Genomic DNA, 12,644 nt, shown 5'->3' with positions numbered 1-12,644 from the left:
GTGATCGAGATCACCGGTAGTTGGTGAACTGGAGGGCGACGCCGAAGTCCTCGCTCTTGAGCAGCGTGATCACGGCCTGCAGGTCGTCCCTCTTCTTGCCGGTGACCCGCAGTTGGTCACCCTGGATCTGGGCCTGTACGCCCTTCGGGCCCTCGTCCCGGATCTTCTTGCCGATCGCCTTGGCCTTGTCCGAGTCGATGCCCTGAATGACCTTGCAGTCGAGCTTGTACGTCTTCCCGGAGGCGCGCGCCTCGCCCGCGTCCAGCGACTTCATCGAGATGTTCCGCTTGATCAGCTTCTCTTTGAACACGTCCAGCGCGGCCTTGACCCGCTCCTCCGTCTCCGCCTGCAGGCTGATCGTCTCCTCGCCTGACCAGGAGATCTCCGCACCGGTGCCGCGGAAGTCGAAGCGAGTGCCAAGCTCCTTCTCCGTCTGCCGGAGGGCGTTGTCGATCTCCTGCCGGTCGACCTTGCTGACGATGTCGAACGACGGGTTGGCTGCCATGATCATGCTCCTGCTGGGTCGCGGTATGAAGATGTCCCGGACGGCTGCTGGGCGGTCCGACGTGCCGACCGTACCCGGTTGCGAAGATGCCCGGTGCAACCGCTATCCTTGCTTCCGCTGCCGCGTTACACGTGGCGGCACGCCCTGGCGGGTTGCCCGAGCGGCCAATGGGAGCGGACTGTAAATCCGTCGCGAAAGCTTCAGAGGTTCGAATCCTCTACCCGCCACCAGGTGCGGTTATCGCCCCTGACCAGCAGAGATGCCGGTCAGGGGCGATTCTCGTTTATCCAGCCGAGTCCAGTCAGATCCGGCCGTCTACGGCTCCCCGTGGGCGAAAGTGGGCGGCTCGATCTGGGCTCCTCCGGGTGTCTCAAGTGCCAGGCCAAGTCGAGGGCCGAGGAGGCTCGTCAGCCTTGGCCGCGCCAACGCGGCTCGGCCTTGTGGCTGATCGCCACGATGGCTGGATGGCATGGGAGTGGCTTGGGCCCGTCTCGACCGCCGTGGTCGGCGTTGCCGGCGTGGCGGGGACCGTCTGGACTGCGCACTCGGGACGGCGGCATCACGTTCAAATCACGCGAGCGCAGGGGGCGATCAATCTCGCTGTCGGGCTCGCGGCCGAGAAACGCTTGATCTACGCGCGGTTCCTTCAAGCTGCCGACGCGGCACTGGACGAGGCGCGTTCGTTGCTTGCCTGCGGGTACACCGTTCGACCTCGCTCTGGACGAGATGAGCAAGATCCACAAAGAGGTCGTGATCTCTGGAGGGATCGAGATCGGGAACTGTGCGACGGAGGTGATCCTGACGGTCGCCCGGTATGCGTCTGAGTTGGTGGACGTTGACGCCGTCTACCGGACCCTTATGAGGACCGCGAGGGTCATGCATGAGGATGCGATGCGCCCTGCCGGATTCGGTTCGTGCTCTGCCGCCTGACAGGTGGAGGGCCATCGGCAGCTCTGCCCCAGGGCCCAGGATGGTCGGCTCCTCGTTGGTCCGTCGGGATCCTGGTGCCTTCGGCCGTCCATGGCTTCGGTCACGATGACGCCGGGATCCGGTGGGTCAGGGCCTGCCGTCGTGGCCGGGGGCGAGGTTTCGCTGTCACCGCTGTGGTCTTCCGCCGGAGCGAGCGGGCGTACTGGAGTGCCGCTACGGCAGAAGTTGGCGGATGCCGCCACCGTCCTTCCGCAGCCGGTCGATGGTCGTTTCGTGCGATTCGTACGGGTGCGACCCAACCTGCCCGCAGCGGCCCCTGCGTCGAATTTTCGCCCCCGGGAGGAGAAGGCGGACCCAACCGCGATGTGGCTTATCTGGCGCCGCGACCCTCGCGATCGGTCTAGCTAATTACTCGACGGTAGATTATGAATACGTAGTGTGCTCGACGATGTGATGTTGCGGCGACAATTTGTCATGGTGCGGGAAGCCGTGCTCGGGATGGTGTTCGTCGAGTGATGTGAGTTGGCCGACTGTCGACGAGAACAAGCCGACCGCCGGCGAGAACAAGAAGTGAAGGTTCTTACTGGCTGCTGGCGTCGACCACGCATTGTGTTGTAAGGCATGCGGTGCGTCGATGTCCTGCGTCGATCCACGTCACCTCAGGTCAGGGCGGTGTGGAGGCGGCCGACCCATACGGTGCGACCGTCCGATATGGGGAGTGTTGAAGGCATAAGTTCTATAGGTCGATTATGAGATGCAGCGCGATTTCGTCCGTGTTATCTCATTCGAGGAAAAGCTCACTTCGTGCTCTGTGCGCACCAAGTCGGGGATCTGTGGCACATGGGGTTGCATCCAGCCGGCGGACTTCTCCCTACCGTTCGGTTGGAATTTGCGGCATCGGCGGCGTGGCAGGCCCGTACCGCTTTGCTACCTCCGAGAGCTGTGGCACCATCATGGAACCTCCACTCCTTCTCCGTCATTCTCTCGACAGGAGTCAACGATGTCTGCACGACGGCTGTGTCGGCTGCTTGGCCCAGCCCTTGCGCTGGCAGCGCTCTTCGGCGCCATGTTCGTGGCCGAAGAGGTCCACACCTTTAACCAGCTGACCTTCGAGTGGGTGGCTGACTTCGCCACCACGGCTGTCGCGCAGGTGGGCGGGAGCGGGGTCTAGAACGACCCCTCGGCTCCGTCGCGGGCCAGCTGGGAACGCAACCCCTAGGGAGCGGTATGGCCGGGCGGCAGTCATCGCCACGACGATCCGCTGAGCACGCCTGGTTCATCACCGGTCCGTTGGCGATCCTGGCGGTGATCTGGTCCACCGCCCTGGGCATCCTGGACGTCGCACCCGAGGCAGAGTCCCGTGTCGTCGGTCCGGTCGCGTACTGGCTGATCGCATTCGTCCTGACGGTCGCCATGGTGGTGACCGAAGGCTCGATGTTCCACTTCGTCATCCGACGCCAGGCGTTCGGTGTCACCATCACCGAGATTCCGCTGGTGCTGGTGATGTACTTCCTGCACCCGCTGACCGTCGTGCTGGTCTTCACCCTGGCGTCCGTGATCACCCAGGTCAGGCGCAAGTTCGGCACCGCGAAGGCGTACTTCAACGTGGCGAAGACGGCGGCCGCGACCTCACTGGCCGGGCTGGTCCTGCACGCGCTTCCGGAGATGGACGGCGTGGGGCCGCGTACCTGGGGCATCCTCGCCGCTGGCGTGAGCACGATCACTCTGGTGACCCTCGCCGCCGTGATCGGTGTCATCACGCTGATGCAGGGCTCGCAGGCGGGCTGGGAGGTGGCCCGGACCGCCGCGCCGAACCTGCTCGTCGCCATGGCGAACGTGGCGCTCGGGTTGATCGTGCTGATCGCGCTCGTCACCACCTGGTGGTCCCTGCTGCTGCTGGCCGTGCTCGCCGGTGGGCTGGCCCTCCTGGGCCGCTCGTACGCCCACTTCTTCCGTCAGCACCGCACCCTTGCCGATATCTACGACCTGACCCGGGCGATGACCCGTAGTGGTCAGGACGGCACTCTGGCGGACGTCATGCTCGGTCGGGTACGGGCGCTGATGCAGGCCGAGTACGCCACCCTGTGGCTACCCGCCCAGGGTCGGCACCCCGAGGTGTTGCTCACCGCGCGGATCGACGATCCCGGCCTGCTCGACTTCGACCGGACGCCCCCGGTCGTCCGCGAACGTGCCCAGCAGGAGAAGCAGACCATCGCCGTCGGGAAGCGGCTGGAGGACGACGAGAAGATGCGGCCCGCCCTGCGCGCGGCCGGGGTCAAGGACGTCATCGTCGCTCCGCTCCGTTCCGGGCAGGCGGTGATCGGGACGCTGGAGGTCGTCAACCGGCTCGGCGACACCACCCACTTCGTGCCGGGCGACGTACCCATCTTCGAGACGATCGCAGCGCACGCCGCGGTCGCGCTGGAGAACTCCCGGCTGGTCGACCGGTTGCGTCACGACGCGTACCACGACGGGCTGGTCAACCTTCCGAACCGTCGCCGGATGACCGAGGCGATGGAGGAGGCGGTACGGGTCCGGGCGCCGGGCGAGGTGGTCGCGATGCTCCTGTTCGACGTCGACGGGCTGCGGCAGGTCAACGAGACGCTCGGGCACGGCGCGGGGGACAAGGTGCTGACCGAGGTCGCCTCGCGGTTGCGCTCCAGCGCCCCTGCCGCCGCCCTGGTCGGCCGGGTGGGCGGGGACGAGTTCCTGGTCATGCTCCGGGTGGAGAACGCGGAGGCGGCCACCGAGCTCGCCGCCGAGCTGCGTGAGCAGATCCAGGACCAGATGGTTTTCGGCACCCTGGTGCTCGACGTCGACACCGCGGTCGGGGTCGTGGTTCATCCGGACCACGGCAACGACCCGGAGACCCTGCTGCGTCGGGTCGACCTGGCGGCGACCGCCGCGAAGTCGACGCCCGGCAGCATCCAGCTGTTCAACCCGGCGCTGGAGTCCCGGTCCATGCATCGCCTCGGTCTCGCCGGTGACCTGCGCCGGGCACTGGACAACAACGAGCTGGAGGTCTACTTCCAGCCGAAGGTGACCCTGGACGACCGGCGGTTGGTCGGTGTGGAGTGCCTGGCGCGCTGGGAGCATCCGGCGCACGGGCCGGTCTCACCGGAGGACTTCGTGGCGGTGGCCGAACACACCGGCCAGCTCGAACGGTTGACTGAGGCGGTGCTCCGGGAGGGGCTGCGGCGCAGCCGCGACTGGACCGCCGGCGGCGGCGCGCTCGCCGTGTCGGTCAACCTCTCCGCCCGTACCCTCATCGACCAGCATTTTCCGGACCGGGTCCAGGAACTGCTCACCGAGTACGGTGTCGCCCCCGAGCTGCTGACGTTCGAAATCAAGGAAGCCGGGGTGCTGGACGGGACCAACCGCCCGATGCCGACCCTGCGCCGACTGCGCGAAGTCGGGGTACGCCTCTCGGTGGACGACTTCGGCACCGGCTACTCGTCCCTGTCCTATCTGCGTCGGCTGCCGGTCGACGAGGTGAAGGTCGACCGCTCGTTCGTCCAGGGCATGGCGACCGATCCGGTGGACCTGGCGATCGTCAACGCGGTGGTGACGCTCTCCCAACAGTTCGGGCTCTCGGTCGTCGCCGAGGGTGTCGAGAGTGAGCTGACCCTCGAACTGCTGCAGGACATCGGCTGTCAGATCGGCCAGGGTTTCCTGTTCAGCCGGCCGCTGCCGTACGAGCGCCTGGAAGCCTGGTTCGGTGCCCAGGCGGAGCCGGAGACGTCGTCCAGCCACGACGTACGCCGGTTGCGCGCGGTGCCGTAGGGCCCGTGTCGGGGCCGCTGACGTGCGGTGACGCGACGCCCGGGGATCCGATTTCCCCACCACTGCGTCGCCGTGTACTCTTACTTCTGCGCGGCGGAAGCAAGATCGCGTGCGCCCCCTTAGCTCAGTCGGCAGAGCGTCTCCATGGTAAGGAGAAGGTCTACGGTTCGATTCCGTAAGGGGGCTCAGAGGGTTCAGATGGACCCGCCCGCGGCGGTGTAGCTCAGATGGTAGAGCAAGCGGCTCATAATCGCTGTGTCGCCGGTTCAAGTCCGGCCACCGCTACTGTCGGCGACCGGTCCTGAATCCGGTAACCGAAGCGAAGGGCGCCTAGGGCGCCCACTTTGCATGTGCGCGTAGCCAGCAGGTAGGCTGCTACGTCGTAGTTGATCCTTAGCGAGGAAGGCACTCCGCCGTGGCGAAGGCGACCGATGTCCGTCCGAAGATCACTTTGGCGTGTGTGGAGTGCAAGGAGCGCAACTACATCACGCGTAAGAACCGTCGTAACGACCCGGACCGTATTGAGCTGAAGAAGTTCTGCCCCCGGGATGGCAAGCACACCGTGCACCGCGAGACCCGCTAGAACCCCGCTGGCCGGTTCATGCCGGCCGAGGGTTGTCTTTCACGATCGCCGTACCGATCGGGCGTTTTCGCCTCCGGTGCGGCGATCGTGTTTTGTCACTCCCCGTGTTCGCCAAACGGTGATCCAGGACCCGGGAGTGTAGGTTCGCGGCATGTCGTTGGACCCTTCCTTTGTTGGCCGCAGTTATCCACCGACCGCTCCGTACCAGGTGGGGCGGGAGAAGATCCGTGAGTTCGCCACGGCGATCGGCGCGACCGATCCGGCGTACCACGACCCGGAGGCCGCCCGCGCGCTCGGACACGGCGACGTGGTCGCGCCGCCGACCTTTCCGGTGATCGTCACGATGGCGGCGAGTCAGCAGCTCATCGACGATCCGGCGCTCGGCATCGACTACAGCCGGGTGGTTCATGGTGACCAGCGGTTCGCCTACGCCCGCCCGGTGGTGGCCGGGGACGAACTCGTCTGCGTCAACACCGTGGAAGAGATCACGTCCCGTGGAGGCCACGATTTCCTGACCACCCGGACCGACGTCTCGACCGCTGCCGGCGAGCCGGTGGTCACGGTCTGGTCAAAGCTTGTCGTACGCGGGGAGAGCTGACGTGGAACTGCCGGTGAAGACCTTCCGGGTGACCCGGGCCGACCTGATCCGCTACGCGGGTGCCTCGGGCGACTTCAACCCGATCCACTGGAACGACCGGTTCGCCACCAAGGTCGGCCTGCCCGGTGTGATCGCCCACGGCATGTTCACCATGGCGCTGGTGGGGCGGGCGGTGACGGAGTGGGCCGGGAGCCCCGACGCCGTGGTCGAGTACGGCGTCCGGTTCACCCGCCCGGTGCTGGTGCCGGATGACGACCAGGGTACGGAGATAGAGGTGCGTGCGGTCGTTCGGGACACCACGGAGCCGGGTCTGACCAGGATCGACCTGACCGCCACCTGCATGGGCGAGAAGGTGCTCGCGCAGGCGCGGGCGACCATCCGGGGTTCGGTCGCCGCCGGCTGAGCGGCGCGCTCTGGCGTGGGTCGGGCGGCCGGGAACGGTGCGCTCCGAGGGGCGGCCGGCGTACGGGGGGAGACCGGTTGGGAAAGTCGGTCGTCTACCCGTACACTGGTCCGCCGTGGGGCAAGTAGGCCCTACTTAGGCGTGCGTGCCCAAGTAGGGGTGACTTTCCCGCACAGGGGTGTAGCTCAATTGGCAGAGCAGCGGTCTCCAAAACCGCAGGCTGCAGGTTCAAGTCCTGTCACCCCTGCGCCTTAGGCCTGACCGTTCCCGGGGGTCGGAGTCGCCGAGCGCGGCTGTCGTCCCGTGGTGGTGGCATCGGCGGGGTCGTACCGGAGCGGGTCACCCCGCGTCGTACGGCATCCGTCGGCTCCGCCGGCCGCGGCCCGTCCCGGGGGGCGGTAGGGTTCGGGTTTCGGTCGAGTGAGTTCATTCGAACTCGACCGGCGAGACCAGCGTGTCGCGCGTCTACCCGACGTGCGAACCCAGCACCCCCCGACGGAGGGCGAAGTGGCCGAGAGCAACCGGCGCGGCGAGGACGCCGCGGACGACGACCGCCTCGATGACGAGACGATCGACGACGCTGTCGACGATGACGCCGACGAGGGCGAGGAGCCGGTCTCGCGCGGTGGCACCGCCACCCGCTCCCGGACCAAGGCCGAGTCGGCCGACAGCCGGCCGAAGGCCAAGTCGGAAACCCAGCGCGTGGGATTTTTCGGCCGGATCGCCCGGTTCTTCCGCGAGGTCGTGGCCGAACTGCGTAAGGTCATCTGGCCAACCCGGAAGGAACTGCTGACCTACACCGCCGTGGTGGTCGTCTTCGTCGCCGTGATGCTGACGATCGTGGCCGGGCTGGACTACGGGTTCGCCCAGGGCGTGTTGTGGGTCTTCGGTAACCCCAGCTGACGCGCTGCCGCAGCTGATAGTGACGGAAGTGAGCAAGCGTGCCTGAGTACGACGAGACCGCCGGATCCGCGGACGAGCAGTCCGCGGTGGCGACGGCGGCCGGTGACGAGTCGGTCGAGGCCGCCAGCGAGCCGGATTTCGATGAGATCAGCGAGTCGGAGCCGGACGAGGACTACGACCCCGTCGCGGAGCTGCGGCAGAAGCTGCGTTACGCACCGGGTGACTGGTACGTGGTGCACTCCTACGCCGGTTACGAGAACAAGGTCAAGACCAACCTGGAGACCCGGATCACCAGCCTCGACATGGAGGAGTTCATCTTCCAGGTCGAGGTGCCGACCCGGGAAGAGGTAGAGGTCAAGAACGGCAAGCGGTCCCAGGTGCAGGCGAAGGTCTTCCCCGGCTACATCCTGGTTCGGATGGAGCTGACCGCGGAGTCCTACTCCTGCGTACGGAACACCCCCGGCGTCACCGGCTTCGTCGGGGCGACGGACCGGGTCGACCGGCCGGCGCCGCTGTCGTTGGACGAGGTGCTCAAGTGGCTCGCTCCGGCGGTGGAGGCCGAGGCCAAGGGCGGCAAGGCGAAGCCTGAGATCCGGGTGCTCGACTTCGAGGTCGGCGACTCCGTCACCGTCACCGACGGCGCCTTCGCCTCCCTGCCGGCAACGATCAGCGAGATCAATCCGGACCAGCAGAAGCTCAAGGTGCTGGTCTCGATCTTCGGTCGGGAGACGCCGGTGGAGCTCAACTTCAACCAGGTCGCCAAGATCTAGTCGATGCCCGGTGGGCGTCGGGTCCGGTCGGGCTCGGCGCCCACCGGCGTCTCGACAGACGTTCGACGGTGACCTGGGCGGACAGCCCGGCCCCGGCCTGCGCTATCCTAGAACGTCGCCCCGTTGGTCGCGCTGACCGTGCGCGCCCCGTTGCGGCAACGTCCGGTGCACATTCACCAGATATCAAGCCCCAGGAAGAGACATGCCTCCGAAGAAGAAGCTCGTCAAGACGTTCACGCTTCAGCTGCCGGCGGGCCAGGCCACCCCGGCGCCGCCGGTCGGCCCGGCGCTCGGTCAGCACGGCGTCAACATCATGGAGTTCTGCAAGTCGTACAACTCGCAGACCGAATCGCAGCGTGGCGACATCGTCCCCGCCGAGATCAGCGTGTACGAGGACCGGTCCTTCACGTTCGTGCTGAAGACCCCGCCCGCCGCGCGCCTGCTGATCAAGGCTGCCGGTGTGGCGAAGGGCTCCGGCGTGCCGCAGAGCGAGAAGGTCGGCTCGGTCACCCGCGCCCAGCTGCGTGAGATCGCCGAGAAGAAGATGGCCGACCTCAACGCGAACGACATCGAGCAGGCCGAGAAGATCATCGCCGGCACCGCCCGGTCGATGGGCATCACCGTCAAGTGACAACTCTCCACCTCACGGTGGCGAGTTCGGAATTCGTGGGAGGGCGCGCCGTCGGCGCGACCCGCCAGACACCACAGGAGTAACCAGACATGCAGCGCAGCAAGAACTATCGCAAGGCCACCGAGGTCGTCGACCGGGATCACCTGTACACCCCGGCCGAGGCGGTCAAGCTCGCCAAGGAGACCACCCGGGTCAAGTTCGACGCCACGGTCGAGGTCGCGATGCGCCTCGGCGTCGACCCGCGTAAGGCGGACCAGATGGTTCGTGGCGTGGTGAACCTGCCGCACGGCACCGGCAAGACCGCCCGTGTGATCGTCTTCGCCGCTGGCGCGAAGGCCGAGGAGGCCCTCGCCGCCGGTGCCGACGAGGTCGGTTCCGACGAGCTGGTCGCCCGGATCCAGGAGGGCTGGCTCGACTTCGACGCCGCCATCGCCACTCCGGACCAGATGGCCAAGATCGGCCGGATCGCGCGGATCCTGGGCCCGCGCGGCCTGATGCCGAACCCGAAGACCGGCACCGTGACCATGGATGTCACCAAGGCGGTCGCGGACATCAAGGGTGGAAAGATCACCTTCCGGGTGGACAAGCACTCCAACCTGCACCTGATCATCGGCAAGGCGTCCTTCTCGGAGGCGCAGCTGATCGACAACTACGCCGCGGTCCTCGACGAGGTGCTGCGCGCCAAGCCGTCGGCGGCCAAGGGCAAGTACCTGAAGAAGGTCACCGTCACCACCACCATGGGCCCCGGCGTGCCGGTCGACCCGAACGTGGTGAAGAACCTCCAGGGAGACTCGGCCGAGGCCTGAGTCAGCTCCTCCGGCCCGATCAGGGCTACGCCGGTCGACGGACCGGAAGCATAAAGCAGGGCCCCACCCATCCGGTGGGGCCCTGCTCCATGTCCGGGTCTGGCAAGCTCGGGCCATGCGTCTCGACGATGTCTGGCTGCGCTACCGGCGCGGTGCGCCGTGGGTGTTGCGCGCGGTCCAGCTCGGTCTCGCACCGGCCGAGGCCGCGGTGGTACTCGGTCGCAACGGGGTGGGAAAGTCCACCCTGCTGCAACTGGCCGCCGGAGTGCTCCGGCCGACCCGCGGCGCGGTGCGGGACCGGCCCCGCGTGGTCGGCTGGGTGCCCGAGCGCTTTCCTGCCGACCAGCCGTTCACCACCAACCAGTACCTGACCGCGGTGGCGCGGATGAGAGGGCTTCCCGCTCAGGAGGCCGGCCGAGTGGTCGGGGCCTGGACCGAACGGCTCGGCGTGCGTCGGTACGGCGACGTGCGGCTGCCGGAGTTGTCCAAGGGAACGGCGCAAAAGGTCGGCCTCGCCCAGGCGCTGCTGGTCCGGCCGGACCTGCTGATCCTCGACGAGCCTTGGGAGGGGCTCGACGCGACGGCCCGGGAGATGGTCCCGGACCTGATCGCCGAGGTTCTCGGCGCGGGCGGTTCGGTCCTGGTGAGTGATCACCGGGGGGAGACGGTGCGGCGCGGGGGAGGCGTACAGGGTCTCCGCGGTGGTGATCTTCCCCGTACTGGCCTGGCAGACCAAGCTGCTGCTCGATGTCGAGCCGGACGTGGCGCGCCGTCTGGCACTGGTCACGGTGGGGAGCCGGGGTCGGGAACTCGCCGCCGGGTTGGTGGCCGCCACGTTGGCCGGGATCGGCACGGTGGCGGTCGCGCTGGTCCTGCCGTGGCTGCTCGGAAGCGTCGTAGGGCCGAAGGACCCGGGCGACCTGCCACTGGCCGAGGGGATCGCGCTCGGCGTCTGGGCGCACCTGTTGGTCCTGCCGGCGGCGGTGGCGCTCGGCGCACTGGCCAGTCGGGCGGCTTCCGACAGTCCGCGTTACGGGGTGCTGATCCTGGTCGGCGGGGTGGTCGGGGCAATCGTGTTCGGGTTGCGTGACTCAGTGGTGCCGTGGCTGGCGCCGCCGATGATGGCGACCGCCCGAGCCACCACGGCGGGGCCGAGCGGGGCACGGGTGGTCGGATTGACCGTGCACGCCCTGCTCTGGAGCACCGCCGTCCTCGCTCTGTACGGCTGGCTCCGTCGCCGCCGGGCGTGACCCACGTCACGGGATGCCGGCGTTTCCGTGCCGATTTGGAGCTGGCCGGCTGGTCCCGTACTCTTGACAAGTCGTCTGGGTCTCGACCCGGGCAATCGTAACCACCGAAGACCGCTGGTCATCGTGCCCAAGGCACGGTTGAAGGTCCCGTTCGACGGGCGGCCCGCGCAGGCGGAGACGGAAAGCGCGTTGATCATGTTCGCATGATTCTCCCGCCCCGTGCGCCTCTGCGCCGGGGCGATTCTCGTTGCGGCTGTTCCTTCCTACCTTTCACGAAGGTAACCAGCCTGGAGCAATGAGAGAGGAGGGACATGGCGGACAAGCCGGTTCGGGCCGACAAGGCCACGGCCGTTGCCGAACTCACCGAGCACTTCCGTAGCTCGGGTGCCACCGTGCTGACCGAGTACCGCGGCCTGACGGTCGCCCAGCTGACCCAGCTGCGGCGCTCGCTGGGGCGTGACACCACGTACGCGGTCACGAAGAACACGCTGGCCAAGCGTGCTGCGACGGACGCTGGCATCGAGGGTCTCGATGAGCTGTTCACCGGTCCTACCGCGCTGACCTTCGTCGGCGGCGACGTCGTCGAGGCGGCCAAGGGTCTGCGTGACTTCGCGAAGGCGAACCCGAAGCTCGTCATCAAGGGTGGCGTCTTCGAGGGCAAGGCCATCACCGCGGCCGAGGTCACCAAGCTTGCCGACCTCGAGTCCCGCGAGGTGCTGCTGGCCAAGCTGGCCGGCGCGATGAAGGGCAACCTGAGCAAGGCCGCGGCGCTGTTCCAGGCGCCGCTGTCCAAGACCGCCCGCCTGGCGGCGGCGCTGCAGGAAAAGCGCGAAAAGGAAGGCGCGGAGCAGGCCTGACGGCCCGCTCCAGCGTCTCCGATCAACTTTCGATAGTACGAGGAAAGGACGCCAGCCATGGCGAAGCTCAGCACCGACGAGCTGCTCGACGCGTTCAAGGAAATGACGCTGATCGAGCTGTCGGAGTTCGTGAAGCAGTTCGAGACCACCTTCGAGGTCACCGCGGCCGCGCAGGTCGTCGCGGGCGTTGCCGGTGGCACCGCCGCCGCGGCCGCCGAGGCGGAGCCGGAGCAGGACGAGTTCGACGTCATCCTTGAGGCTGACGGCGGCAAGAAGATCCAGGTCATCAAGGTCGTGCGTGAGCTGACCGGCCTGGGCCTGAAGGAGGCCAAGGACCTCGTCGAGGGCGCGCCGAAGGCCGTCGTCGAGAAGGTCAACAAGGAGACCGCCGACAAGGCCAAGGCCAAGCTCGAGGCCGAGGGCGCGAAGGTCACCCTCAAGTAGTTTTTCCAGCGCGCATCTCCCGGGTGGCGTTGGCGCCAGCGCCACCCGGGTGAGTGAGCTGACGCACATTGCGTGGCGGCGGGGGGGGGGGGCGGGGGGGGGGGGGCCCCCCCCCCCCCCCCGGGGGCCCCCGGGGGCGGGGGGGGGGGGGGGCGGCCCCGGCCGCCCCCCCCCCCGGGGC

General features: G+C 67.6%; 13 protein-coding genes, 4 tRNA genes and 1 pseudogene. 17 read left to right on the top strand and 1 reads right to left on the bottom strand.

The genetic code is table 11. The annotated features are described in order from the left end of the window. Positions 1-10 precede the first annotated feature (10 nt). Entirely contained in the window at positions 11-505 is a 495-nt protein-coding gene (locus ACIBF5_RS06130; RefSeq protein ID WP_396808578.1) for a YajQ family cyclic di-GMP-binding protein, read from the bottom strand. A 146-nt stretch (positions 506-651) separates the two neighbouring features. Between ACIBF5_RS06130 and ACIBF5_RS06125 the strand changes: the two genes are divergently transcribed. From ACIBF5_RS06125 to rplL, 17 genes and pseudogenes are all read left to right on the top strand, one after another. Further along, positions 652-735, top strand: a tRNA-Tyr gene (locus tag ACIBF5_RS06125). Positions 736-2,435: 1,700 nt separating this feature from the next. Then, a complete protein-coding gene (locus ACIBF5_RS06120; RefSeq protein ID WP_396808576.1) occupies positions 2,436-2,606 on the top strand; it encodes a hypothetical protein in 171 nt (56 codons plus the stop codon). Positions 2,607-2,662: 56 nt separating this feature from the next. Continuing rightward, positions 2,663-5,218 (top strand): putative bifunctional diguanylate cyclase/phosphodiesterase, encoded by a 2,556-nt coding sequence (locus tag ACIBF5_RS06115; protein ID WP_396808574.1) that lies wholly within the window; start codon positions 2,663-2,665, stop codon positions 5,216-5,218. A gap of 113 nt (positions 5,219-5,331) precedes the next feature. Further along, positions 5,332-5,404: transfer RNA gene (locus ACIBF5_RS06110), tRNA-Thr, on the top strand. A 26-nt stretch (positions 5,405-5,430) separates the two neighbouring features. After that, positions 5,431-5,503, top strand: a tRNA-Met gene (locus tag ACIBF5_RS06105). A 130-nt stretch (positions 5,504-5,633) separates the two neighbouring features. Further along, the gene (gene rpmG / locus ACIBF5_RS06100; RefSeq protein ID WP_013288652.1) at positions 5,634-5,801 is read left to right on the top strand and encodes a 50S ribosomal protein L33; all 168 of its coding nucleotides are present in this window, start codon (positions 5,634-5,636) and stop codon (positions 5,799-5,801) included. Positions 5,802-5,952: 151 nt separating this feature from the next. Further along, the gene (locus tag ACIBF5_RS06095) at positions 5,953-6,399 is read left to right on the top strand and encodes a MaoC family dehydratase N-terminal domain-containing protein (protein WP_121158388.1); all 447 of its coding nucleotides are present in this window, start codon (positions 5,953-5,955) and stop codon (positions 6,397-6,399) included. A gap of 1 nt (position 6,400) precedes the next feature. Continuing rightward, on the top strand, positions 6,401-6,802 hold the full coding sequence (locus tag ACIBF5_RS06090) for a MaoC family dehydratase (RefSeq protein WP_396808572.1): 402 nt from the start codon (positions 6,401-6,403) through the stop codon (positions 6,800-6,802). Positions 6,803-6,976: 174 nt separating this feature from the next. Next, a tRNA-Trp gene (locus ACIBF5_RS06085) sits at positions 6,977-7,049 on the top strand. A 260-nt stretch (positions 7,050-7,309) separates the two neighbouring features. Then, positions 7,310-7,705, top strand: a complete 396-nt coding sequence (secE, locus tag ACIBF5_RS06080; RefSeq protein ID WP_121158390.1) for a preprotein translocase subunit SecE — start codon at positions 7,310-7,312, stop codon at positions 7,703-7,705. A gap of 38 nt (positions 7,706-7,743) precedes the next feature. Continuing rightward, entirely contained in the window at positions 7,744-8,475 is a 732-nt protein-coding gene (gene nusG / locus ACIBF5_RS06075; protein ID WP_396808569.1) for a transcription termination/antitermination protein NusG, read from the top strand. Between the two features lie 202 nt (positions 8,476-8,677). Beyond that, positions 8,678-9,106, top strand: coding sequence for a 50S ribosomal protein L11 (gene rplK, locus ACIBF5_RS06070; RefSeq protein ID WP_121158392.1), 429 nt, complete (start codon positions 8,678-8,680; stop codon positions 9,104-9,106). Between the two features lie 89 nt (positions 9,107-9,195). Next, positions 9,196-9,912, top strand: a complete 717-nt coding sequence (gene rplA / locus ACIBF5_RS06065) for a 50S ribosomal protein L1 (protein ID WP_396808566.1) — start codon at positions 9,196-9,198, stop codon at positions 9,910-9,912. 115 nt (positions 9,913-10,027) lie between these two features. After that, positions 10,028-10,462: pseudogene (locus tag ACIBF5_RS06060) on the top strand (ATP-binding cassette domain-containing protein); the annotation flags it as partial. Between the two features lie 151 nt (positions 10,463-10,613). Further along, positions 10,614-11,162 (top strand): hypothetical protein, encoded by a 549-nt coding sequence (locus ACIBF5_RS06055; protein ID WP_396808876.1) that lies wholly within the window; start codon positions 10,614-10,616, stop codon positions 11,160-11,162. Positions 11,163-11,473: 311 nt separating this feature from the next. After that, the gene (gene rplJ / locus ACIBF5_RS06050) at positions 11,474-12,019 is read left to right on the top strand and encodes a 50S ribosomal protein L10 (RefSeq protein WP_396808565.1); all 546 of its coding nucleotides are present in this window, start codon (positions 11,474-11,476) and stop codon (positions 12,017-12,019) included. Between the two features lie 57 nt (positions 12,020-12,076). Next, positions 12,077-12,463: a 50S ribosomal protein L7/L12 gene (rplL, locus tag ACIBF5_RS06045; protein WP_396808563.1), complete on the top strand. Its 387-nt coding sequence runs from the start codon at positions 12,077-12,079 to the stop codon at positions 12,461-12,463. The last annotated feature ends 181 nt before the right edge of the window (positions 12,464-12,644 follow it).

The sequence above is a fragment of the Micromonospora sp. NPDC050417 genome (genome assembly GCF_044458865.1).
GTDB lineage: Bacteria > Actinomycetota > Actinomycetes > Mycobacteriales > Micromonosporaceae > Micromonospora_G.
This window is presented reverse-complemented; position numbering and strand designations above follow the sequence as displayed.

Bases quoted from the DNA above. Each gene is read 5' to 3' on its own strand.
- ACIBF5_RS06130 (WP_396808578.1), bottom strand. From the start codon at position 505: ATGGCAGCCAACCCGTCGTTCGACATCGTCAGCAAGGTCGACCGGCAG.
- ACIBF5_RS06120 (WP_396808576.1), top strand. From the start codon at position 2,436: ATGTCTGCACGACGGCTGTGTCGGCTGCTTGGCCCAGCCCTTGCGCTG.
- ACIBF5_RS06115 (WP_396808574.1), top strand. From the start codon at position 2,663: ATGGCCGGGCGGCAGTCATCGCCACGACGATCCGCTGAGCACGCCTGG.
- ACIBF5_RS06095 (WP_121158388.1), top strand. From the start codon at position 5,953: ATGTCGTTGGACCCTTCCTTTGTTGGCCGCAGTTATCCACCGACCGCT.
- rplK (WP_121158392.1), top strand. From the start codon at position 8,678: ATGCCTCCGAAGAAGAAGCTCGTCAAGACGTTCACGCTTCAGCTGCCG.
- rplA (WP_396808566.1), top strand. From the start codon at position 9,196: ATGCAGCGCAGCAAGAACTATCGCAAGGCCACCGAGGTCGTCGACCGG.
- rplJ (WP_396808565.1), top strand. From the start codon at position 11,474: ATGGCGGACAAGCCGGTTCGGGCCGACAAGGCCACGGCCGTTGCCGAA.
- rplL (WP_396808563.1), top strand. From the start codon at position 12,077: ATGGCGAAGCTCAGCACCGACGAGCTGCTCGACGCGTTCAAGGAAATG.